Annotated in this window: 16 protein-coding genes and 4 pseudogenes; 11 read left to right on the forward strand and 9 right to left on the reverse strand. The window is 56.9% G+C overall.

Translation table 11 applies throughout. From position 1 onward, the window contains the following. Positions 1–210 precede the first annotated feature (210 nt). The 5 genes from rstA to JZM24_RS15720 all read left to right on the forward strand — a co-directional run bounded on the left by rstA (position 211) and on the right by JZM24_RS15720 (position 4,070). Positions 211–939, forward strand: coding sequence for a two-component system response regulator RstA (gene rstA / locus JZM24_RS15705; RefSeq protein ID WP_215670827.1), 729 nt, complete (start codon positions 211–213; stop codon positions 937–939). Continuing rightward, a complete protein-coding gene (gene rstB / locus JZM24_RS15710; RefSeq protein WP_215670829.1) occupies positions 936–2,240 on the forward strand; it encodes a two-component system sensor histidine kinase RstB in 1,305 nt (434 codons plus the stop codon). Before rstA ends, rstB begins: the two co-directional genes overlap by 4 nt. A gap of 326 nt (positions 2,241–2,566) precedes the next feature. Further along, positions 2,567–2,884, forward strand: a complete 318-nt coding sequence (gene asr / locus JZM24_RS15715; protein WP_215670831.1) for an acid resistance repetitive basic protein Asr — start codon at positions 2,567–2,569, stop codon at positions 2,882–2,884. Between the two features lie 139 nt (positions 2,885–3,023). Continuing rightward, on the forward strand, positions 3,024–3,104 hold the full coding sequence (gene ydgU, locus JZM24_RS20090) for a small membrane protein YdgU (RefSeq protein ID WP_512699077.1): 81 nt from the start codon (positions 3,024–3,026) through the stop codon (positions 3,102–3,104). 147 nt (positions 3,105–3,251) lie between these two features. Next, positions 3,252–4,070, forward strand: a complete 819-nt coding sequence (locus JZM24_RS15720) for a trypsin-like serine peptidase (RefSeq protein WP_215670832.1) — start codon at positions 3,252–3,254, stop codon at positions 4,068–4,070. Positions 4,071–4,192: 122 nt separating this feature from the next. On the opposite strand, the gene hrpA is transcribed toward JZM24_RS15720, so the two are convergent. Continuing rightward, entirely contained in the window at positions 4,193–8,068 is a 3,876-nt protein-coding gene (hrpA, locus tag JZM24_RS15725) for an ATP-dependent RNA helicase HrpA (protein ID WP_215670833.1), read from the reverse strand. A 221-nt stretch (positions 8,069–8,289) separates the two neighbouring features. On the opposite strand from hrpA, the gene JZM24_RS15730 reads away from it, so the two are divergent. Then, positions 8,290–8,895 carry an FMN-dependent NADH-azoreductase gene (locus tag JZM24_RS15730; protein ID WP_215670834.1) on the forward strand — a complete coding sequence of 202 codons (606 nt, stop codon included), beginning with the start codon at positions 8,290–8,292 and terminating at the stop codon, positions 8,893–8,895. A 165-nt stretch (positions 8,896–9,060) separates the two neighbouring features. Here the strand turns inward: JZM24_RS15730 and JZM24_RS15735 are convergent, their stop codons facing one another. From JZM24_RS15735 to JZM24_RS15760, 3 genes and pseudogenes are all read right to left on the reverse strand, one after another. Next, a complete protein-coding gene (locus JZM24_RS15735; RefSeq protein WP_215670836.1) occupies positions 9,061–9,270 on the reverse strand; it encodes a YnbE family lipoprotein in 210 nt (69 codons plus the stop codon). Beyond that, a pseudogene (locus JZM24_RS20010) lies at positions 9,270–11,527 on the reverse strand (intermembrane phospholipid transport protein YdbH family protein). Before JZM24_RS20010 ends, JZM24_RS15735 begins: the two are co-directional and overlap by 1 nt. Then, complete coding sequence (locus JZM24_RS15760) at positions 11,493–11,789, reverse strand: intermembrane phospholipid transport protein YdbH family protein (RefSeq protein ID WP_215670845.1); 297 nt, start codon at positions 11,787–11,789, stop codon at positions 11,493–11,495. Before JZM24_RS15760 ends, JZM24_RS20010 begins: the two are co-directional and overlap by 35 nt. Before the next feature lie 149 nt (positions 11,790–11,938). On the opposite strand from JZM24_RS15760, the gene JZM24_RS15765 reads away from it, so the two are divergent. Continuing rightward, positions 11,939–12,931, forward strand: coding sequence for a 2-hydroxyacid dehydrogenase (locus JZM24_RS15765; protein ID WP_215670847.1), 993 nt, complete (start codon positions 11,939–11,941; stop codon positions 12,929–12,931). A 145-nt stretch (positions 12,932–13,076) separates the two neighbouring features. On the opposite strand, the gene JZM24_RS15770 is transcribed toward JZM24_RS15765, so the two are convergent. Continuing rightward, the gene (locus JZM24_RS15770) at positions 13,077–13,325 is read right to left on the reverse strand and encodes a DUF333 domain-containing protein (RefSeq protein ID WP_215670849.1); all 249 of its coding nucleotides are present in this window, start codon (positions 13,323–13,325) and stop codon (positions 13,077–13,079) included. A gap of 232 nt (positions 13,326–13,557) precedes the next feature. Between JZM24_RS15770 and JZM24_RS15775 the strand changes: the two are divergent. The 3 genes and pseudogenes from JZM24_RS15775 to JZM24_RS15785 all read left to right on the forward strand — a co-directional run bounded on the left by JZM24_RS15775 (position 13,558) and on the right by JZM24_RS15785 (position 19,235). Beyond that, positions 13,558–16,965, forward strand: a pseudogene (locus JZM24_RS15775) (2-oxoacid:acceptor oxidoreductase family protein). A 506-nt stretch (positions 16,966–17,471) separates the two neighbouring features. Further along, positions 17,472–18,494, forward strand: a complete 1,023-nt coding sequence (locus tag JZM24_RS15780) for a hypothetical protein (protein ID WP_215670851.1) — start codon at positions 17,472–17,474, stop codon at positions 18,492–18,494. 6 nt (positions 18,495–18,500) lie between these two features. Beyond that, positions 18,501–19,235 (forward strand): collagenase, encoded by a 735-nt coding sequence (locus tag JZM24_RS15785; RefSeq protein WP_215670853.1) that lies wholly within the window; start codon positions 18,501–18,503, stop codon positions 19,233–19,235. A gap of 424 nt (positions 19,236–19,659) precedes the next feature. Here the strand turns inward: JZM24_RS15785 and JZM24_RS15790 are convergent. From JZM24_RS15790 to JZM24_RS15800, 4 genes and pseudogenes are all read right to left on the reverse strand, one after another. Further along, positions 19,660–20,633, reverse strand: a pseudogene (locus JZM24_RS15790) (hypothetical protein). A gap of 38 nt (positions 20,634–20,671) precedes the next feature. Further along, complete coding sequence (locus JZM24_RS19555; RefSeq protein WP_312885053.1) at positions 20,672–20,860, reverse strand: hypothetical protein; 189 nt, start codon at positions 20,858–20,860, stop codon at positions 20,672–20,674. A 186-nt stretch (positions 20,861–21,046) separates the two neighbouring features. Then, positions 21,047–21,280 (reverse strand): annotated as a pseudogene (locus JZM24_RS19560) (pentapeptide repeat-containing protein); the annotation flags it as partial. A 12-nt stretch (positions 21,281–21,292) separates the two neighbouring features. Then, a complete protein-coding gene (locus JZM24_RS15800; protein ID WP_215670859.1) occupies positions 21,293–21,712 on the reverse strand; it encodes a pentapeptide repeat-containing protein in 420 nt (139 codons plus the stop codon). Between the two features lie 567 nt (positions 21,713–22,279). Here JZM24_RS15800 and ttcA point away from each other — a divergent pair. Continuing rightward, entirely contained in the window at positions 22,280–23,197 is a 918-nt protein-coding gene (gene ttcA / locus JZM24_RS15805; protein WP_215670861.1) for a tRNA 2-thiocytidine(32) synthetase TtcA, read from the forward strand. Positions 23,198–23,220 lie beyond the last annotated feature (23 nt).

The following is a 23,220-nucleotide window of genomic DNA, read 5'->3' on the forward strand; positions in this document are numbered from 1 at the left end:
CCGGCAGGGATAAAAGGTGCTCAGCCGCCGGGCAATGGCGAAAAGGTGGCCTTGCCATGCTTACCCGCCCGATCGATGTCAACATTTGCGGCCCGGATCTCACCTTAATTCCTGTTAACAAATGATTTATCCCGGCACGTGGCGCCCGGGCACAAGTGGCGGTATGCTCTGGGCAGGGATGTGGGTGTTAAAAAACGGTAAAGTATAATAATGAATAAGATCGTATATGTAGAAGACGATAGCGAAGTCGGCAATCTGATCGCCGCCTGGCTGGTGAAGCATGACTTCGAGGTCATTGTGGAGCCGCGCGGCGATCGGGCGCTGGAGGTTATCGAAGCGCAGGCGCCAGACCTGGTACTGCTGGATATTCTCCTGCCCGGCAAGGACGGCATGACGCTGTTCCGGGATTTACGCCCGCGCTATACGGGCCCTATCGTTTTGCTAACCTCGCTGGACAGCGATATGAATCATGTTCTGGCGCTGGAGATGGGCGCCAGCGATTATATTTTGAAAACGACGCCGCCCGCGGTGTTGCTGGCCCTGGTGCGGCTGCATTTGCGCCAGAACAGCGGCGCTGGGCAGGCGCAAGCTTCCTCGTCCCCCGTCGGTACCGCCAGCGTGCTGCATTTCGGGCAATTGATTATCGACGCCATCAACTGCCAGGTTATGCTTGATGGAGAAACCGTCTTGCTCTCTACGGCGGACTTTGAATTACTGTGGGAGCTCGCCTGCCATGCCGGCCAGATCATGGACCGCGAAGCCTTGCTGAAAAAGCTGCGCGGCGTAAGCTATGACGGGCTGGACCGCAGTATCGATGTGGCAATTTCCCGTCTGCGTAAAAAGCTCGACGACAGCGCGCTTGAGCCGTTTCGTATCAAAACCATCCGCAATAAAGGTTATTTGTTCGCCCCCAACGCCTGGGAGCGCTCTCGGTCATGAGAAAGCTCTTTATCCAATTTTATCTGCTGTTGTTCGTCTGCTTTCTGGTGATGACACTGCTGGTCGGACTAGTGTATAAAGTCACCGCTGAGCGTGCCGGCCGTAAATCCCTTGACGATCTGATGAAAAGTTCGCTGTATCTGATGAAAAGCGAGCTGCGCGCCATACCGCCGCGTGACTGGAATAAGACCATCAATCGGCTGGACCTCAACGTGTCGTTCAAGTTGCATATTGAACCGATGAAAAAATTTCGCCTGCAGCCGGAGTCAGACCTGCGTCTTCGGCGTGGCGAAATTGTCGCCCTCGACGATGAATATTCCTTCATCCAGCGTATTCCGCGCAGTAATTATGTCCTGGCGGTCGGCCCTATACCATACTTATTCTTCCTGCACGAGATGCGCCTGCTCGATTTGGCGCTGCTGGTTATGATAGGGCTGTCGCTGGATTTTCCGGTATTTATCTGGATGCGTCCCCACTGGCAGGACATGTTGAAACTGGAGCTCGCCGCCCAACGCCTCGGTCAGGGCCATCTCAACGAGCGCACCCATTTCGACAGCGCCTCCAGCCTCTACCGGCTGGGCATAGCGTTTAACCAGATGGCGGATAGCGTCAATACGCTTATCGCCAGTAAAAAACGGCTCATCGACGGTATTGCCCACAAACTGCGTACACCGCTGGTCCGCCTGCGTTACCGACTGGCGATGAGCGAAGGTGTCTCGCAAGAGGAACAGGAGCGCCTGAATCACGACATCTCACAGTTGGAAGGTCTCATTGACGAGCTGTTAACGTTTGCCCGACTCGACCGGCCGCAGGTGGTATTGAATTTGACCGCCTTCGATTTGCCGCGCTGGCTCGGCGAAAAATTGCACGATATGCGCATACTGCACCCGGAACGCGCTATCGCGCAAGAGATACCCGCCGGCGGGGATTTCGGCTCTCTGGATGAAAGGCTTACCGAACGCGTGCTGGATAATCTGGTCAATAACGCGTTGCGCTACAGCCGCCAAAGCATCAGCGTCCGCCTAGGCCAACAGGGTAACTGGGGCTATTTGCAGGTCGATGATGACGGCCTGGGCATTCCGGCGATCGAACGTGAACGGATTTTCGAGCCGTTCGTTCGCCTCGATCCCAGACGCGATCGCACCACCGGCGGCTGCGGTCTGGGGCTGGCCATTGTGCATTCCATTGCCCTGGCCTGCGGCGGTGAGGTGAGTGCCGACGAAAGCCATTTGGGTGGTGCCCGTTTTTTGTTTCGCTTGCCGCTGAAAGCGGGAGCCGCTCGACCGTCCGGCATTGGCTGATATCACGGGCTTCATGACGGTGGGTATTTTCGTTTTCCGCGTGCGTTATGTCTGAATAGTATTTAGCAATAATAAATTTAGTAGTATGTTGTAACTAACCACAGTTCCCATTCGTGTTCTGCATTACCGGCGCTGCCGCCCTCCACCTGCGCCCGGCAGCACATTTTTTTGATGGTGCCGGTTGATGCCATGATGGCCACAGCTCGTACAAACGGTTACAGAGCGATACCATTCACTCACTGACACTATCCGCCCCTTCCCCTAATCTCACCTCATCGGCCCCGTTTCGGGGTTGTCAACGAAACCGCAATGCTGAGGATCTGACAATGAAAAAAGTTTTCGCACTGATTGTTGCCGCCAACATGGGATTATCCAGCGCCGCTTTCGCCGCTGATACCGCTACCACCGCGCCGGCCGCCGGCAGCACCACCACTCAAACCGCACCGGCAAAAACCACGCATCACGTGAAGAAACATAAGAAAGCCAAGAAATCCACACCGGCACAAACTGCCCAAGCGGCCAAAAAAACCGTGAAAAAGCATAAGAAAGCTGCAGCTCCCCAAACGGCCCAGGCCGCCAAGAAGCACGTGAAGAAACACGCTAAAACCGCGCCGAAAGCCGCTGCTGCTACCCCTGCCGCTTAATTGAGGTAAACCCTTGCCGGCCGTCGGTTACTCCCCCTCACCGCCGCGCACGGACAGGGTCTTCGCGGTCCTGGTTCGCGAAACATCGCTCTACCGCGACACCCGGACAACCGGGTGTCGCTTCATTAGGGTCCGGTCTATGCTGCGACGTTATCGCTACGAAATTATTCTGGGCGTCTTGATCCTCGGCGCGCTGATTTGTGCGTCATTCTACCTCTAACTATCCTCTTCGGCGGACAGCCTACCACAAGCTGCCTTTAGCCGACTGAAACACAACGTTTTTTACTCTCCTTAGCGGCCATTATCGGCTATAGTGAGTAAACGCCGCACGGATGAATCCCAAGATAATCATAAGGCAAGTATTTCTATGCGTATTGCGCCTTTGCTGCTGTTGTTGGTCATGATATTTCCTCTGTCCCGGGTCAGCGCCGCGCTAACCGATGAGCAGCGCATGCTGTTCTTTGGTCACGATCAACGTCAGGCGATAACCGACCCCGCTGGCTGTCCGTGGCAGGCCAGCGGTCAGGTAGAAACTGCCAGCGGCAATTTGTGTACCGCCACGCTGATTTCCACTCATCTCGCCTTGACGGCCGGCCATTGCGTGCTGACGCCGCCGGGCAACATCGACCCCGCCGTCATGTTACGTTTTGTCGCCGATCATCAGCGCTGGCGCTATCAGACCAGCGCTATTGAGACCCTGGTGGCCGGCTCACTTGGTAAGCGGCTGAAACCCGCGGGAGATGGTTGGGTGGTACCGCCGTCGGCGGCAGGGGAAGATTTTGCGTTAATCCGCCTGACTCGTCCCTTTAATGCATTGAAGCCGTTTCCGCTCTGGGAAGGCGATCGCGAAGAATTAACCCTGCAGTTGAAACAGGCAGAACGGCACGCGACGCAGGCCGGCTATCCAGAAGATCATCTGGATATGCTATATCGCCATGAAAACTGCCAAATTACCGGCTGGGCGCAGCGCGCGGTGCTTTCACATCGCTGCGATACCCTGCCCGGTGATAGCGGCTCGCCGCTCATGCTCTATACATTGACCGGCTGGCGGTTGATAGCCATTCAAAGCTCGGCACCGCTGGCCAAAGACCGCTACCGGGCCGATAACCGCGCGCTGGCCATTACCGCGACACGCGAACAGCTAAAGCAATTAAGCGCCCGCCGGCAAGACACTACGGCGCCATGAAGGGCCGACGCAGCGCCGTAGTCCTCGCGGTTAAGCCATGCGTTCAGTGAGAGCAGTTAAGCGCCCGCCTGCAGGACACTACATTGCCCTGAAAGGCCGGCGCGGCGCCGTGGCCCTCGCGGTTAAGGTTGGATGAGGTCCATGGCCTGCTGAATGCGTTTTTCCGACACCGGGGCTGGCGTCCCCAGCTGTTGCGCAAAGAAGCTGACCCTGAGTTCTTCAATCATCCAGCGGATCTCAACCACGTCATCCTCATCACGGCGGGCAGGCGGCAGTTTGGCCAGCCATTGCCGCCATGCCTGTTGCACCGCTTCGACCTTTAGCATTTGCGCGCGGTCGCGGTGGGGATCGATGGCCAGCTTATCCAGCCGGCGTTCGACGGCGCGCAAATAGCGTAAAATGTCTCCCAGCCGCCGCCAGCCGCTGGCGGTGACAAAGCCCAGATACACCAGACCGTTAAGCTGGGTTTTAATGTCGGACAACGCCAGCGCCTGGCTAAGGTCAACTTTGCCTTTCAAGCGCTTATTAATGGCGAACACCACGCTTAAGATTTGCTCCACCCCACTGGCTATCTCAACCACCACCGGATTGAGATGGCCGCGGACATACTCCTGTAGCCGTTGGAAATCCTGCTCCTGCCACACCGGCCCGCCCTGGTCCGCCATCAGCTTATCCACGCCGCAGTGTATACAGTCGTCGATCAAATCCAGTACTTTGCCATAAGGATTGAAATAGAGTCCCAGCTTGGCTTTATTGGGCAGCTTGTCATGCAGGTATTTTATTGGCGACGGAATAGTCAGTAACAACAAGCGGCGCACTCCATGCCACATTGCCCGCTGCTGCTCTTTTTTGGTCTCGAATAACTTGATGGCGACACTATGCCGTTCGTCCACCAGCGCCGGCCAAGCCATGAGTCGGTAACCGCCCTTTTTCTGCTCGAACCGCTGCGGCAGGTTGCCAAAATTCCAGCTTTGCACACTCTCCTGCTCCAGCCCTGCATCCGCTACCGCCGCCAGCGTCTGCTGCACACTGTTTTTTAGACGGGCTTTCAGACTGTCCAAATCCTTGCCTTCAGCCAGGATTTTTTGTTGCTCATCCACCACGCGGAAGGTGATTTTCAGATGATCGGGCACCAGATCCCATTGCCAGGCATCCCGTTCGAGGGTGACGCCGCTCATGCGCCGTAATTCACGCTCCAGGGCGTCCAGCAAGGGCGTTTCATCGGGCGTCACGCGCGCCAGAAACGCCTCGGCATAATTGGGCGCTGGCACAAAGTTACGGCGTAACGTCTTGGGCAGTGATTTAATCAGTGCAATAACCAGCTCACGGCGGATGCCGGGAATTTGCCAATCAAACCCATGCGGCGACACCTGGTTTAACAGCGGCAGCGGAATATGCACCGTGACGCCATCGGCATCGCTACCGGGCTCGAATTGGTAACTTAGACGCAGTTTCAGGTTACCCTGGCGCCAAAGATTAGGATAATCCACCGCGCTTATGGTGTCCGCGCCCGCGCGCACCAGCATGGTTTTGGCAAAATTAAGTCGCTCAGGATCAGTCTTTTGCACCTGTTGCCACCAGCTATCGAAGTGGCGCGCCGATATCACCCCCTGACCGAGTCGGCCATCGTAAAACGCGAACAACGTTTCATCATCCACCAAAATATCACGCCGCCGGGATTTATGCTCCAGCTCCTCCACCTCGTCCAGCAGCCGCCGATTGGCGCGGAAAAACGGATGACTGGTCTGCCAATCGCCTTCAACCAGCGCATGGCGAATAAACAGCTCGCGGCACAAGAGCGGATCGATAGCGCCGTAGTTGATTTTACGACCGATGACAATGGGCAGGCCCAACAGCGTGACCCGCTCCGCGGCCATCACCGCGCCGGCGGCTTTCTCCCAGTGCGGTTCGCTGTAGCTGCGTTTCACCAGATGGGAGGCCAGCGGCTCTATCCACTCCGGTTCTATTCGGGCGACGGTGCGGCCCCATAGCCGGCTGGTTTCCACCAGCTCAGCCACCATGGTCCACTTCGGCGGTTTTTTAAACAGCGCCGCTCCCGGATACAGCGCGAAACGGGCGTTACGGGTGCCGGTATATTCCTGCTTGTCGGTATCTTTTTGCCCGATATGGGACAGTAGACCGGTTAACAGCGCGCAGTGCAGCGATCGGTAATCCGCGGGCTTGGCATTGATTGGCAGGCCCAGGGTTTTCACCGTCTGGCGCAGTTGGGTATAGACATCCTGCAACTCCCGCACCCTCAAATAACTGAGAAAATCCACCCGACACTGGCGGCGGAACTGGCTGGAGGACAGATCTTTTTGCTGCGTTTGCAGATAATCCCATAAGTTGACAAACGCCAGGAAGTCGGACTCTTTATCTGCGAAACGGCGATGTTTCTTATCCGACGCTTGCTTTTTATCCATCGGCCTCTCGCGCGGATCATGAATCGACAATGCGGCGGCGATAATCATCACTTCACGTACGCAATCGCCCTCGCGCGCCGCCAGCACCATCCGCGCCAGCCGCGGGTCCAGCGGCAGTTGAGCTAATTGCCGTCCAAGCGGGCTCAGACGATAGCCATGGGCCGTTTCGCCTTCCAGCGCCCCCAATTCCTCTAAAAGCCGCACGCCGTCCTGAATATGCCTTTTGTCGGGTGCCTCGACAAAAGGAAACGCCGCGATGTCGCCGAGCCCCAGCGCCGTCATTTGCAGGATGACGGATGCCAGATGGGTACGCAGTATTTCGGGATCGGTAAAGGCCGGCCGCGAGAAAAAATCCTGCTCCGAATACAGGCGGAGACAAATCCCTTCCGACACGCGGCCGCAGCGCCCCTTGCGCTGATTGGCCGACGCCTGCGAGATCGGCTCTATAGGCAGGCGCTGCACTTTGGTACGAAAACTATAACGGCTGATGCGCGCCGTGCCGGGATCGATGACATATTTGATACCTGGCACGGTGAGGGAAGTTTCGGCCACATTGGTCGCCAGTACGATGCGTCTGCCGGCATGGGATTGGAACACCCGATTTTGTTCGGCGTTGGACAAGCGGGCATACAGCGGTAACACCTCGGTATGTGGCAGATTGAGCCGATTGAGCCCATCGGCGGTATCGCGAATTTCACGCTCGCCGCTCATGAATATCAGAATGTCCCCCGGCCCTTCACGGCTAAGCTCATGCACCGCATCGTAAATGCCCTGCGCCTGATCCCCCTCATCGTCCGCCTGTTCCGCCAGCGGACGGTAGCGCACTTCTACTGGGTACGTGCGGCAGGACACTTCAATGATCGGCGCGTGATGAAAGTGGCGCGAGAAGCGCTGTGTATCGATAGTGGCGGAGGTGATGATGACTTTCAGATCTGGCCGGCGCGGCAACAGCTGATGCAGGTAGCCTAAAATAAAATCGATGTTCAGGCTGCGCTCGTGGGCCTCATCGATGATCAACGTGTCGTACTGCAATAGCTGGCGATCTTGCTGTATCTCCGCAAGCAGTATGCCGTCGGTCATCAATTTCACCAGGGTGTTATCACCGATCTGATCGTTAAACCGCACCTTATAGCCTACGGCTCCCCCAAGCGGGGTAGCAAGCTCGCCGGCGATACGATCGGCCACGCTGCGCGCCGCCAGCCTTCGCGGCTGTGTATGGCCTATCATGCCGGTGACGCCCCGCCCGAGTTCGAGACAGATTTTCGGCAGCTGGGTGGTCTTACCGGAACCGGTTTCTCCCGCCACGATGACCACCTGATGATCCCGTATCGCGTCTGATATCGCCCGGCGTTTTTGGCTGACGGGCAAATTTTCCGGGTAAGCAATGGCAGGCACGGCCGCACGCCGATCCCGCACCCGTTGGCGCGAATCGGCGATGATGGTTTCCATCTGTTGCTGCCGCTCGCCGGGCAAAGGGCGTTTGGCGGCGCCCTGCAGGCGGCGCGTTAGCACCTTTTTGTCGCGGATCATGACATCGTCCAGCGTCGCGGCCAGTGCCGCAAGGGGTGAATTCACATCTACCTTACTTTACCTGCGGCCGGACATGCACGGCCGGCCTGATATTCTCTATGCACTTTTCGTCCACATTCTACCATATTACGGCGCGCAGCCCGACCGCTTCGGCAATTGTTCAATAATTTCGAATAAACAACTCGAATTATTGCGCTATCATGCCGGCGGGAAGTTGCCTACAGTAAACGCAGGTTGTCGAATCCCGTCATCATTAAGGAAAAACCATGAGCAACGTTTTGGTAGTCAAGTCCAGCATTCTGGCCACCTTTTCCCAGTCGAACCCATTGGCTGACCATTTCATTGACCAATGGCGCGAACAGCATCCGGGCGACGACATTACCGTGCGCGATTTGGGCGCCCAGCCGGTACCGGAACTGGATGGCGAGTTGGTCGGTGCACTGCGTCCCTCCGACGCTACCTTGACCCCGCGCCAGCAGCAAGCGCTCGAATTATCCGACGCGCTGATAAGCGAATTGCAGGCTAATGATGTGCTGGTATTTACCGCGCCTATGTACAATTTCGCGATCCCCAGCCAATTGAAAAACTACTTCGATTTGATTGCCCGCGCCGGCGTAACTTTCCGCCACAGCGAACAAGGACCTGAAGGGCTGGTGAAAAACAAACGCGCGCTTATTCTCACCACCCGCGGTGTTATCCACAAAGACACCCCCAGCGATCTGGTGACCCAATATTTACGCCTGTTACTGGGCTTTATCGGCATCACCGACGTCAGCTTTATTTACGCCGAAGGCGTGGCTTATGGCCCGGAAGCCGCGGTAAAAGCGCAGGAAGAGGCAAAAACGGCAATCCAGGGCTTCGTTTTAGCCTGAAACCATTAACTGACCTACCCTCCGTTGGGCTCCTGGCCAGTTTGGCGCATCTTCGGGTGCGCTTTTTTCATGATAGCGCCGGTGGCCCCCGGCGTGATGGTATGCTCTCTCACGCCCGGCTCTCATTGTCCGGTTTTTACGGGGGATAATCCGGCGTAAACACCGTCACTGACCCGTGGATGGCGCCTGACTGGCCCGCTCGCGATTCAACAGTGCCTCACTTTGCGGGTCGGCTTTGATGTGGATATCGTGATCGATCTTCACATTCATATTAATGGTGATTGGCGTGGTCGGCGTGGCGATTTCGATCCGCGGCACGCACTGCGTCAGCAGAAGCGGCGACAAAAGCGCCATCAAGCTCTTGTTCCAATGCATTAAGGCTCCTCTTCGGCAGGCATGGCGGCTGCCGCCTGTTTTTCCAATAACTGTTCCACCCTTTCGCCAAAGCGCAAACTGCGCCACAGCTGCCAGATATTTTCCCGGTGTGTGTAATGCAGGCGTACCGTGCGCCGCGCCGACGCATGGGCGCCTGTTCCGGCGATATCCGCGTTGAGGGTCAAATCCCCGGCGCGACTGAGATGCAACCCGGCGCGCAGGTTGCTGATTTCCATATAGCGCAGCCAATCGACGGCGGCGGCGGCGGTGGCAATATCCCGTTGGGAAAGCGCGTCGGCGAACTGTGGATCTAGACGCAGCGTCATCAGATTATCGCTGGCGAGCCAGCCGCGGGGAATGACCTGCGTCGGATCGTCGAGCAGCAGCGGCAATTCGCCGCTTACCCGCCACGACAGGGCAAACTGTTTGGGGTTTAGCGCGGTGATAAGCTCGCTCATCTCCACCCCCTCGACTTTCAGCACCGCCGGCGCGTGCTGCGGCAACCGCCGCGGCGTTAATCTGACCTTACCACCCAGGGTGTTTAGCCGGACATGCGTCAAGGTGAGCGGATGAGCATCATCAAAGGGATAGAACCCTTTCAGGCCGGTATCCAGCTCGCGCAGGGGGATGGGGGAAACCACCTCATCAATGTGCAAGGAGACAGGCTGACGAAGCCACAACTGCCAGCGGCTCTGCGCCAGACGGTAGGAAAGCAACAGCCGGACGCCGATAAGACGATTAACGCCATACTATATATCGCCCCCGCTCAACACGCCATGCACGCCAGCGATGAAACCTTGACTCGCCGAGGCGGAAAAGGCGCTTTGGGCGTAAAATTCGCCCTGATGCAGCCGGATATCCGACGTCGACGGCAAAAGCGGCGCAAACACCCGCAGCGGCTGTTTCGGCCACCAGGCCTGACCGCGCAGCCGCTCGCCGTCCCAGCGGCCGTTCAGCTGCACAGGCCCCAGCGCGCCCGCCTGTAGGGGGTACCGCGCCACTGCCAGGCGTCCTGGCTGCGCCCCGCCGCGCTGCAATCGCACCCGCGCTTAGGTCATTTCCAGCGCGCCTGCCAGCGCCGGATGATCGGTGCCGCGACGCCACTCCATTGGCGTAGTTAAGCGCAAGCGCGGCGCTCGGGCATCGATCAGACCATAGCGGAAGCGGTCCATTTCCCCTTGTGCCTCGTTCAGACGGAGGACCTGATCCTGCCAGGCGCCGCGACCGGCGATACGCCAGCGGGCGCCGAACGGTTTCAGCTCGCCATCGCCCCACAGCCGCCAGCGCCAGTCGCCGGCATCAGGCCAGAAATTCACCGCCTTGCCGTCCAAATGGAGGGTGAAACGCCCACTGTCTCCCATCCTGGCCTGCAAAATCGCCTGCAGTCGACCGTTGATTCCCGCAGAGGATAGCTGAATACCGGCGAGGGGCAGGCGCGCGGTATCGATGTCCAGCACATCCGACACGCCCCCCACCAGCCGCAATAGCGCCCCGGGTAATAAGGCAAGATAAGGCGCGGTGACATCGCCGCGTAATTCGACGGGGATAGCGGAATCCAGCGATAAATTATTGTCATTTACCTTACCATTCAGGCGAAACGGCAAACGATTATCCGTTAGCCTGAGCGTCCCGTGTCCGATATTCAGCACCGCGTTGGCGCGGCCATGCAAGCCCTGGGTCAGTACGTTGAGCCGCGCGCTGACGCCAAGGCGCGCCAGTCGGTCAGCGTCAGCGCCATCCCCACCGCCAACGCCTGTGTCGCGTACGGCCATCGCCATCGCCCGCCGCTGACGACAAACTCACGCGCAGAAAGCCGCCAGGGCAACTGCGCCAGCGTGATGCCGGTATGGGTATCGGTGACAAGCAGCGTCCCCGCTTGTTGACGCCAGCTAAGATTAAACGCCAGTGCTGTGCCGTTCGCCAGGTTGAACCCGCCCTGCATGGCCCCGATTTCGGGCTGTAACCGGGCGCCGGGCGCCAACGTGAGTTTTCCCTGCATCACCACCGGCGCCGGCATGCCATTCACGCTTAGACGCTGTAAGGTGAGTTGGCGATCGTTAAGGGCCAATTCGGCGCTCAGCTTGTCGCCCTGATAAACCAGCCGGGTGTGCGCCCCCGTATGCGTCAGGGTCAGACCGCCGCCCCACGTCTGCCACGGCGCCACCGACAGGCGATCGATGTGAACAGTAAACGCCGGCAACCTTTGCCACTGGGCAAGGGGATCACTTGCGGGAGTCGCCGGCGCGGCGAGTGGCATCGCCGCCGTCGCTGCGCAGCCAGAGGCAACCGCCACGCGTCAGGCTGAACGCCGGTAGCCGTAACGCGCCCTGCCGCCAGCCGGGCCGGCCATCAAGCCGGAGATGCACATCGGTGGGCAGCGCCCATTCGGCCAACATCGGCAACCAGCGCGGTAGGCTAAGCCATAGCGCAAGCAGCAGGAAAAATAGCAGCACCAGCATCAGCGCAACGTTGCGCCACAGCCGGCGAAAAGTGCCAAACGGCAATGGTGTCAGGGGCATGACCATCCATCCTTGTGGCTGACAGACCCGCTAACAATAACATATCCTATACGAGGACTATATTGTCGATTAGCAACGTCGCGTTGCCGCTGCATTGTACCTGTACGGGTCATCTGCTACACTCGCCGGATGATCAAGGAGACGAAATAATGAAAGTCGCTGTTTACAGTACCAAAAATTACGATCACAAGTATTTGTCCCAGGTGAACGAAGCTTTTGGCTTCGAGATGGGGTATTTCGATTTCCTGCTGACGCCGCGCACCGTCAAAACCGCCGAGGGCTGTAATGCCGTTTGCCTTTTCGTCAATGACGACGGCGGCCGGGAGGTGCTGGAACAGCTGGCGGCGCTGGGCATCACTATCCTGGCGCTGCGCTGCGCCGGTTTCAATAATGTCAGTCTCGAGGCCGCACGCGAGCTGGGTATTCAGGTCGTGCGAGTGCCCGCCTATTCCCCGGAAGCGGTGGCGGAACATGCGGTAGGCATGATGATGTGTTTGAACCGGCGCATCCACCGGGCCTACCAGCGCACCCGCGATGCCAACTTTTCCCTTGAAGGGTTGATTGGTTTCAATATGCATCAGCGCACCGCCGGGATTATCGGCACCGGCAAGATAGGCATCGCCGCCATGCGTATTTTGCGCGGGTTCGGCATGCGCCTGCTGGCCTATGATCCCTATCCCAACCCGCAAGCGCTGGAGCTGGGGGCGGAATATGTGGACTTGCAAAGCCTGTATGCCGCCTCGGACGTTATCTCCCTGCATTGCCCAATTACCCCGGAAAACCACCATCTGCTTAACTACGCGGCGTTTGCGCAGATGAAAGACGGCGTCATGATCATCAATACCAGCCGCGGCGGGATGATTGATTCTCAGGCGGCCATCGAATCGCTCAAATTGCAGAAGATAGGCGCGCTGGGGATGGATGTCTACGAAAACGAACGGGATTTGTTTTTTGAAGATAAATCCAACGACGTCATCCAAGATGACGTGTTCCGCCGCCTGTCGGCCTGCCATAACGTTCTCTTCACCGGCCACCAGGCCTTTTTAACCGAAGAGGCGCTGACGCACATCGGCCAGACCACGCTGCAAAATATTCAGATGCTGGCGCGAGGGGAAGATTGCGCCAATATCGTTAGCCTGTGATAACGCTGCGGCGCCGCTGACGGGTAATAAGCGCCTTTGCGCCAAGTGACCAGGGCAGGACAGTGCGTGTTGCCGCAGGCTGGGATCCCGAGCGGCAAGACCGGCACAGCGACCGGCGAAAGACGCCGCTTGCCGACTAACAAGCTTAGCGCGTGTGCAGACGACGGCCTTTGGTCAGCTGACACATTACCACGGTGGAGCCGTCCAACTGCAATGCAGCGGTAAGCGTGCCGCCAACGCCGCTGCAGGCGGCCTGTTCCGCCTGGCTCAGCACCGGACGCTGCATGCGCACCGCCGTCCCCTGCTGCTCGGGTTCGTCATTAACACTGGGATCGCTGCTACAGGCAACCAGTAATACGACTGAGGTCGCCAATACCCACCGTGATAACGTCATCAAAGGGCTCCGCAAGGATGAAATAGGAATCGTCTGGAACAGCCAGTGTAGCGGTAGCAAACGCTTTCGTCGAGAACCTGCTCTATGCCTTTACACTTTTACCCTATTTCGCGGCCTGGCGGCCATCACACAAAAGCTAAAATCCCCCAGAGTTAGTGCTGCTATAATTGCGTTAATTTATGATAAGCCAATGATTTAACGGCTATCATCCGCAGCACAGAAAAGGGTCCTCATGATCACCACAGACGGGAACAATGCAGTCGCCTCGGTGGCCTACCGCATTAATGAAGTTATCGCCATTTACCCTATTACGCCCAGCTCCACCATGGCGGAGCAGGCCGCCGCCTGGTCTGAAGCCGGTACCGCCAATCTTTGGGGCGACACCCCGCGGGTGGTCGAAATGCAGTCCGAAGCCGGCGCTATCGCCACGGTCCACGGCGCGCTGCAAACCGGCGCACTGTACACCTCGTTCACCTCGTCACAGGGATTATTACTGATGATCCCGACGCTTTATAAGCTGGCCGGCCAGTTGACTCCCTTTGTTCTGCATGTGTCGGCGCGCACCGTCACGACCCATGCGCTGTCGATTTTTGGCGATCACTCTGACGTGATGGCGGTGCGCCAGACCTGCTGCGCGATGCTATGCGCCAACAACGTACAGGAAGCGCAGGATTTCGCCTTGATTGCCCAGGTCGCCAGTTTGAATAGCCGTTTGCCCTTTATTCACTTCTTTGATGGCTTTCGTACCTCGCATGAAATCAACAAAATTGCTCCCTTGTCGGACGATACTCTACAAGCACTGTTGCCCCAGGCCGCCATCGACGCCCATCGCGCCCGCGCGTTGACGCCGGACAAACCGATGATCCGCGGCACCTCCGCCAACACCGACACCTATTTCCAATCGCGGGAAGCCACCAACCCCTTGTACAACGACGCCTACACTCAGGTTGCACAGGCGATGGATGCCTTCGCCGCCGCCACCGGCCGGCAATACCAACCGTTTGACTATTACGGCCATCCACTAGCCGAGCGGGTGATTGTCGTGATGGGGTCCGCCGCCGGTACCTGTGAGGAGGTGATTGATACATTGCTGACCCGCGGTGAAAAAGTCGGCGTGGTCAAGGCGCGGCTGTTTCGTCCCTTCTCCGCCCGCCATCTGCTGGCGGTTATTCCGAAGACAGCCCGGGCCATTGCGGTGCTCGAACGGACCAAAGAGCCGGGAGCCCAGGCGGAACCGCTGTATCTCGACGTAATGACCGCGCTGGCGGAAGCCTATAGCCGAGGCGAGCGCGACACGCTGCCGCGAACCATCGGCGGCCGCTATGGTCTGTCGTCGAAAGAGTTCGATCCGCCCTGCGTGCTGGCGGTGTTCCACGAGCTTACGCTTGCGGCGCCGCGGCCGCGTTTCACCGTCGGCATCTATGATGATGTCACCCACCTTTCGCTGCCGCTGCCCGAGGCAACGCTGCCGCGCCAGTCCCGGCTGGAAGCGTTATTTTACGTTTCCCATCTGCGGGTCAGCGAAAAACCGATCAATTCGGCCTATTTGGTGGGCCAGGCGGACTTTGTCGGCTGCCACCAGTCGCAATTTATCGATAAATATCAAATGGTGGAACGTCTGCGCCCCGGCGGGATTTTCCTGATGAATACCCCTTACGGCGCCGAAGACATCTGGGCACGGCTGCCGCAAGAAGTGCAGGCGCTGCTCAATGAACGTCAGGCGCGCTTTTATGTTATCAATGCCCAGCAGATCGCCCGCGAATGCCGGCTCGGTGCGCGCATCAATACCGTCATGCAGATGGCTTTTTTCCAACTGTCGGGGATTTTACCCCCGGATGTGGCATTCAACGCCCTGCAGCAGGCGGTAGCCAAAAGCTACAGCAGCAAAGGACAAGAGCTGGTTGAGCGAAATTGGCAAGCGCTGGCGGCAACGCGCGAAGCGTTATTTAACGTAACGTTGCAGCCGGTCGATGGCGCAAGTCCCGTACGGCCGCGCCGGTCGTTTCCGACGCAGCGACGGATTTCGTCAAGGTCGTGACCGCCGCCATGCTGGCCGGTTTGGGCGACGCCCTGCCCGTTTCTGCGCTCCCCCCAGACGGCAGTTGGCCCATGGGCACCACGCGGTGGGAAAAACGCAATATTGCCGAGGAAATTCCGCTGTGGCAACCGTCGCTGTGTACCCAATGCAACCACTGCGTCGCGGCCTGTCCTCACGCCGCCATTCGCGCCAAAGTCGTCGCCCCCGAAGCGCTGGAAAACGCGCCGGCGGGCCTGGCGTCTCTGGAGGTAAAAGCGCGCGATATGCGTGGCCAGAAATATGTGCTGCAGGTGGCGCCGGAAGACTGTACCGGCTGTAACCTGTGTGTCGAGGTCTGTACGGCCAAAGACCGGCAAAACCCGGACATCAAAGCGATCAATATGGCCTCGCGTCTGGCGCACGTGGAGGAAGAGAAGGTCCATTATGATTTCTTCCTCAACTTGCCGGAAATCGACACCCGCACGCTTGAGCGGATCGATATCCGCACCTCGCAGTTGATAACGCCGCTGTTTGAATATTCCGGCGCCTATTCCGGCTGCGGTGAAACGCCCTATATCAAACTGCTGACCCAGTTGTACGGCGATCGATTGCTTATCGCCAACGCCACCGGCTGTTCTTCCATTTATGTCGGCAACCTGCCCACCACGCCATATACCACCAACGCCGACGGCCGCGGTCCGGCCTGGGCCAATTCGCTGTTCGAAGACAATGCGGAATTTGGCCTGGGCTTTCGCCTGACGGTGGATAGCCACCGTAAGCGCGTGCTACGCCTGTTGGAGACGCACGCCGAGCTACTGCCCTAGGCGCTGGTGGCCGGTTTACGCGCCGACGAGGTGCCGGTGGACGATCGCCGGCGGCAAATCGGCGAATTGCGCCAGCTGCTGGGCGACGCCGCGGATGCTTCGGTTCGTCAATTGGCGCAGGACGCCGATTATTTGGTTGATAAGTCTATCTGGCTCATCGGCGGCGACGGCTGGGCCTACGATATCGGCTTTGGCGGTTTGGATCATGTAATGAGTCTGACCGAAAACGTCAATATCCTGGTGCTGGATACCCAATGCTATTCCAACACCGGTGGACAACAGTCCAAGGCCACCCCGTTGGGCGCGGTGACCAAATTTGGCGAACAGGGTAAGCGCAAGGCGCGCAAAGATCTTGGCGTAAGCATGATGATGTACGGTCATGTCTACGTGGCGCAGATTTCCCTGGGCGCGCAGTTGAATCAAACGGTTAAATCCATCCAGGAAGCGGAAGCCTATCCGGGGCCGTCGTTGATCATCGCCTATAGCCCCTGCGAAGAACACGGCTATGATCTGGCGTTGAGCCATGATCAGATGCGACAATTGACCGCCACCGGTTTCTGGCCGCTGTACCGCTTCGATCCCCGCCGCCGCGAAGAAAGCAAACTGCCGCTGGCGCTGGACTCCCGGCCACCGTCAAGCGACCTGTCCGCCAAGCTGCTTAACGAACAACGTTTCCGCCGGCTCAACTACTCAGCAGCCGGACGTCGCCAGCACGCTGTATCAGGCGGCGGAGAATGAGCTGAAACAAAAGTATGATTTTCTGGCGCGTATGGCCGGTAAGGCGGAAACCTCCGGTTGACGCCTCGGCACTCCCCGAACGCTTATCAACCGCGCGGATGGGTGGCCTCACCGCCCCCATCTGCGCGGCGTCGTTTTGAAACCGCTTCCCTCTGCCATTACGCCAGTCGGCGTCCCTACTGCGCTAGCGCCTATGCCACCGCTTTGCACCGTGACATTCCCAATTCATATTCCACTCAGCCCGTATTTTTTCCATAATCAGGGCCGCTGGTGCCTGTCCAACCTGCGATACCGATAAAAATCCTGCCGGAAGGAACTAGCGAGCGCAGAAAGGATAAGTAACGCTGATGAACCTGCCAGGCGACGGTGTCATGGCAACAGTAGCCTTTGCTCTTCTGATTAAGGAAACCGATCGCTACATTAGCAATACAGGTCGGCTCACGCCAGGACGGGTTAGTCACGACTTTGTAAGCGATACCAATTGCTTGCCGGCGCGGACGGCATGACCTCTGGCGTCGGCAGGCACGGGTCGCGTTAGATCAACATTTAACTCCTTCAGGAAAATGCATGTACATCCAGGCAAAGCTCACGCCGAATTACCTCATGACTACTAAACACTCCCCGATGTCTGGTATCACCCCAGCGCCATCATCACCAACGGCGAAGGAGGCATCGCCTTCGGTTTCAACTAAAGAGGTCACCCCGGGGGTGAAAACCACAAGTTGGGGGCGGCGCGTTCATTATCGGACAACGCGTTCATTGTCTGCTTTAGACGCAGGAGGGGCGGCAAAAGCAACGAAAAAAAGCGCGGCAAGCCTGGCCGCCCGTAACCAGTTGATGAACGATCTGCTGAATAAAAAAGAGCTATTCTTGAAAACGAGCTATGGTCATAGCCCGCAGAAGCTGCACCTGGCGGCGAGAATGCTCAATGAACACCTCAGCCAGCCCGGCAAGGATTTAACCGCGCTACGTCTGTTGACCAAATATATCGAAAGCGACTATAAGCGCGTTAAAGAGACCGTCCCTTCATCGTTGAAGGCAACGAAAGCACGTCAGGCCGCAGGCCTTGCCTTGTCCCGTCTCGGCAAGTACCTGACGGCTGAAGTACCGCGCATGGCGGGCAGCAACCCGGCGATGATGACGCTGACCGAAACTTGGATAAACGCGCTGATTGAAAGCATGCGGCGGCAACCGACGGCGGGCCACTTTGCGGCAAACTTCGCCACCATAGAAGGATTAATGCGCTTTCTCCTGTCTGACTCGTCCAGGCGAATGGGTGATTACGCCTTCTATCGCTGTTTTATCCTGCTGTGCGACCTGTTTTCTTATGTGCCAAACTTTAGCAGCGACAGCCGCTATTTGTATCATAAGCAAACACAGCTCCAGCCCTTGTTGCTAAGCCAGACGATTCAGGAATCGCTGGCGCTTGCCTCGGCATCGCCGCAGGGTAATTTCGCGTTGGATCATCTGCGTCGTGCCATGACAGTGTTTACCGCTATGGCCAACAATGAAAAGACGTACCGTCCCGATAGTCACCCTGCGTTGCTGGCACAAAGAGACCAAAAACTGGCGCAATGGGTGCGGCCTTAACAGGCCTTGCCGGCGCAATGTTCGCTGCGCGAAGACATCCGCGGGGTATTGGTGAAATATGTCGAAGACACCGGGCGACATCCTGATAGCTTTCACGCTTACGCCTTTCACGGCCTGTTCAAACCTATCAGGGAAAGCGAATTTCTTCCCTACGCCACCCCGTTACCCTTCGGCGGGCGGACATTATCGCAGCACAAAATCGACCCGGCGGCGCAACAACGGCTCAACGCAAGCCTGCAACGTCTTCTGGATACCTTTCATCCGCTGTTTGGCGACACCCCTGTCGCGGATGATTTATCCAGGCCCCTTGAAATCATTGTTCTGTCGGACAGAGCGCGCTATGAGCGTTACGGCTATTACCCTTTCCGCATTGATACCAATAACGGCGGTATCTATATCGATGGCCAACCGCAAGACTCGCGTAACCAGCCGCGAATTTATGTCTATTGCCTGGAGGGCGAAATTGTTAATTTCCTCCATGAGATCGTGCATTACCTCGATGGTAAATATATTCTCTATGGCGACAGCGCTTATCTATCGCCAGAGCGCATTACCTTTTGGCAAGAAGGTTTGGCGGAATTTCTCAGCGGTAATAATCGCGCGCTGGCGGCCAAACCCTGCAGCGTTGTCCTGTCGACATGCGTCCGAGTTTGGACAAAATTATCGACATCGATATCTACTCGGCGAACGGACATACAGAGCGGATTTATGTCTGGACCTATTATGTCTTTGAATATTTAAACAGTAGCGCTGCGGGACGGTCGATCCTTGTCGCATTGGCTGCAGCATTACGTCAGCCAGACCACGGTGCAGGATTTACCCCATTAATGACATATTTCGTGAGGGAGCATGCCGGTGCGTTTAAAACTTGGTTAAACAAGCTCAAGCTGAGGTTGCCGCAGCCGCCTGACGACGAACAGATCGGGCGGAGTGAAGTACAGCTCGAGCCGCCGGCGCAGATGGGCCAAACGGCAGCTTTTTGTGGCGCAAACGCAGGCGCGGCAGGTCGGACGGTCGCCAAAGATGCTAATGCGTGACGGTTTGGCGAATCAGACCGCCGTCGCCTGATGCTTTTATGCCATGGGCCGCCGGCTAACGCCGCGGCCCGTTAAGCTTACGCGGCAGGCGGTTTATTTTCAGCGCCAGTCAACCGGCATAACCTGCTTTAGCACCGCCGGGAATGTATCGTCGCAAAACTTAACATCTCATCGGTGATAACGGCGGCGCATGTGAATTCACCGTGGCGACCGAGCAAACTATTTTTCCATACCGTAGATGCTTGCGCGGCGCGGGTGATGCCATCAGGTAGTGTACAGGCCTTATCCAAAAAGGCGCTGGCGAGACTGCGTAAGGCATCGGGAGAATCTCTTCGGTCCCGAACAGGCTGCTTGAAGCACATTTGGCAAAGACGGCGGCTAGACAAAACAGAATTTGCGCCCGTTCAACGGGCGGTGCTGTCGCCAACAACGCAAGCGTCATCAGCCGCTGATAAAAACCGTCGTCAAGGGTACAATGGTCATTGGCGTCGAATTGATACACGCGGTTCGCCCATAATTCATTCATCGCCAGCTGTTTCTCCGGACGGACTAATTTGACGCTTGAATAAGCCTGTTGCGTGCTTGCCATAAATAGCCTTTCCAGGGCAGTGTTCAGATATAAGTGGGCCATGACGTCAATGATATTCTTCTCACTCAACCGCCGCAGATAACCGGATTGAAACAGCGGAAAGGCCTCTTGGCGCAACGTTTCCCAATAATAGTCATGCCGGCCCACGCTGACGCCGCCATTATAAACATGATAATCCCGGTGGTCGTGCGCTGACTTGTCCGTGCCAAGTAAACTTTCCAGGTCATTTTGCGATATCAGCATGGCATGGGCGGATTGATTGCCGGCGAACAGGACATAATTTGCCGCGCTGCTATCCTCCCAATTTGGATAATGACGCTTAGCTTCACCAAATTCGGCTTTCATTACATAAGGCACTAGCCGGCGATCGGTGAGATAACGTGAATATATCTCTTTTTCCTGCTGCGCCGTCGGCGTTGTCGGGCGCGCATAGATGGCCTGAGCGATCGCCTGAATGAAAGCGGCGTTATGGGTTATCATCATTTCCGGGACAGCGTTGAAGGTGTCGAGCATCACCGCAAGACATCATCTCTTTGCCGCCGCATAATTCTCTAGTTGTAGGTGCCGATAAATTGCGAGCAAACTTCTTGTAACCAGCGGGCAATATCCGGCTCAAGGTAATAAGGTGCGCTGGATAAAGTATTCAACAGCGAGGGTGCCACGGGCGTCAGGGAATGCGTGGTCTGCTGTAGTGAAATCATTATTTGCCGTACCAGCGCGACTTTTAGCGATTGATACACCGCGTTGATACTGTCAATTGCCTGTAAAATACCGCCGACGGGGCGATCGCTTGCATTGAAATAATTATCGATGGCGTGACGACTCCAGCCAGCAGACAGATCCAAGTTAATTGCCCGTTTAATGATGGCCCCTTTAAAATTGATATCGCTCAAGCTATCAGAATTTAACTTCGCACCGCTTAAATTGGCATTGTTTAAACACGTGCCGCGTAGATTGGCGCTGCGCAAATCCGCATTGCGCAGATTGGCATGACAAAGGCAAGCGCCGCTCAAATCAACATTTTTAAGGTGGGCACCGCTTAAATTCACATACCTAAATTTGGCGCAATACAAATTGGTGATGTTAAAGTAAGCGTTCTGAAATTTGGCTCGATTGAGCAAGGCATGGCCCAATTGCGCTTGACTCAAATTAGCATGGCGTAAATCGGCTCCTTACAGATACGCATTTTCCAACGGTGTATGATACAGCGTGGCGTGGCGAAGATTGGCCCGCTTCATAGGACAGCGGGCCATATTGGCGTGGCTGAGATCGCTCTGTCTCAGATTCACCGCCGTCATGGTGACCTGTTTGAGTTCACTGCAACGCAAATTTGCGCCTCTGAAATTGAACTTTTGCGGTAATGTCACCTGATTTATCACCAGATGCGGTAAATCCAACGTACCGATTTGATGGTTACTGACCGCCATTAACCTGAGCAGAGCATGATATTTTGCCTTTTGCCATTTTGATTTTTTCTCGGCGCTGATATTGTCAGAAATGACGCGGATCAATATCCTCCTGGAGGTGGGTTTATTTGCGATAGCAGGCGCCTGGACTGAAAAATCTGGTGGATTCGTCACTGCTTTGAACATAATATCCTCCACGTTGATTGGAATACGTTCTCATCTTAGATGACAGTGGGTAACGTTTATTTGCATGCGCCACGTCGTTGGACGCCGCCGTATTGCCTAAGCCATTACACCGTGGCAATCCCACCCTATTGACTGAAAAATCACCCCGGAGTTACACCTTCCTACGCGGTAATTTGTGTTGCCTAACATAACGATTACGCGCAGTGGATGAAACATTTGCACCGCTGCGGAATTGCAGTTTTAGCCGTTTTACGCGGGCAAAGAATTTCTGAGCTGATGTTAATCTCCGATACGGCCAGGGTGAGAAGCCCAGCACGCGGTAAGCGGGAAAACATTTGCGACGGTGGCCGGCTCACACTTGCGGTTCGTCCTAAAACGGTGAGGAACAGGTGCGCGCAACGCGTCGCCCGATCGGTAACCGGGGGGAGACAAAACACCCGGTGAAGCAAATTTTTGCCTGTCGATGTTGGCATTATCGCGTACACTCCGTACCATACGCCGGTCATTTCGCGCAGGTTCACATCTGGCGCGCGCAACGTTATGAGGAAGGCAAACAACGCCGTAGTCATGCAAAAACAGCAATACAATATTAATAAACTTCAAAAGCGCCTGCGGCGACGCGTAGGTCAGGCCATTGCCGATTACGCCATGATTGAGGAGGGGGATCGCATTATGGTCTGTCTCTCCGGCGGCAAGGACAGCTATACCCTGCTTGAAATCCTGCGCAATTTGCAGCAAAGCGCGCCGGTCAATTTCTCCTTGGTCGCCGTCAATCTGGACCAGAAACAACCCGGCTTTCCGGCCCATGTGCTGCCCGAATATCTGGCGGCGCAGGGAGTGGAATACCATATCGTCACCGAAGACACCTATCGCATCGTCAAGGACAAAATCCCCGAGGGCAAAACCACCTGCTCGCTGTGTTCCCGCCTGCGCCGGGGTATTCTTTACCGCACCGCCACGGAACTGGGCGCCACGCGCATAGCGCTCGGCCACCATCGGGACGATATACTGCAAACTCTGTTTCTGAATATGTTCTACGGCGGCAAGTTAAAAGGGATGCCGCCCAAGCTTATGAGCGACGACGGCAAACATATCGTCATCCGTCCCCTGGCATACTGCCGCGAAAAGGACATCGCCCGCTTCGCGCAGGCGCGGCAATTCCCCATTATTCCTTGCAATCTGTGCGGATCGCAGCCTAATCTGCAGCGCCAGGTTATCGGAGATATGTTGCGTGACTGGGATAAACACTACCCCGTCCGCAGCGAAACCCTGTTTCGCGCGATGCAAAACGTGGTGCCTTCGCATCTCAGCGACTCCCGACTGTTCGATTTTAAAGGATTAACTCAGGGCAGCGCGGTGGTCGACGGCGGCGATATTGCCTTCGACCGCGAAGCCTTTCCTATTCAGCCGGCTGGCTGGCAAGATTTGTTGGATGACGACACGGCCGCAACTCAAGGCCGACTGGACGTGCTGGAACTGCGCTGAACACGCCCTGCGGCCAATGCCTG

The organism is Candidatus Sodalis endolongispinus, from assembly GCF_018777395.1.
GTDB classification, from domain to species: domain Bacteria; phylum Pseudomonadota; class Gammaproteobacteria; order Enterobacterales; family Enterobacteriaceae; genus Sodalis_B; species Sodalis_B endolongispinus.

Bases quoted from the DNA above. Each gene is read 5' to 3' on its own strand.
- JZM24_RS15730 (WP_215670834.1), top strand. From the start codon at position 8,290: ATGAGCAACGTTTTGGTAGTCAAGTCCAGCATTCTGGCCACCTTTTCC.
- JZM24_RS15770 (WP_215670849.1), bottom strand. From the start codon at position 13,325: ATGACGTTATCACGGTGGGTATTGGCGACCTCAGTCGTATTACTGGTT.
- asr (WP_215670831.1), top strand. From the start codon at position 2,567: ATGAAAAAAGTTTTCGCACTGATTGTTGCCGCCAACATGGGATTATCC.
- JZM24_RS15735 (WP_215670836.1), bottom strand. From the start codon at position 9,270: ATGCATTGGAACAAGAGCTTGATGGCGCTTTTGTCGCCGCTTCTGCTG.
- rstA (WP_215670827.1), top strand. From the start codon at position 211: ATGAATAAGATCGTATATGTAGAAGACGATAGCGAAGTCGGCAATCTG.
- ydgU (WP_512699077.1), top strand. From the start codon at position 3,024: ATGCTGCGACGTTATCGCTACGAAATTATTCTGGGCGTCTTGATCCTC.
- rstB (WP_215670829.1), top strand. From the start codon at position 936: ATGAGAAAGCTCTTTATCCAATTTTATCTGCTGTTGTTCGTCTGCTTT.
- JZM24_RS15800 (WP_215670859.1), bottom strand. From the start codon at position 21,712: ATGTTCAAAGCAGTGACGAATCCACCAGATTTTTCAGTCCAGGCGCCT.
- JZM24_RS15765 (WP_215670847.1), top strand. From the start codon at position 11,939: ATGAAAGTCGCTGTTTACAGTACCAAAAATTACGATCACAAGTATTTG.
- JZM24_RS15760 (WP_215670845.1), bottom strand. From the start codon at position 11,789: ATGCCCCTGACACCATTGCCGTTTGGCACTTTTCGCCGGCTGTGGCGC.
- JZM24_RS15720 (WP_215670832.1), top strand. From the start codon at position 3,252: ATGCGTATTGCGCCTTTGCTGCTGTTGTTGGTCATGATATTTCCTCTG.
- JZM24_RS15780 (WP_215670851.1), top strand. From the start codon at position 17,472: ATGTACATCCAGGCAAAGCTCACGCCGAATTACCTCATGACTACTAAA.
- ttcA (WP_215670861.1), top strand. From the start codon at position 22,280: ATGCAAAAACAGCAATACAATATTAATAAACTTCAAAAGCGCCTGCGG.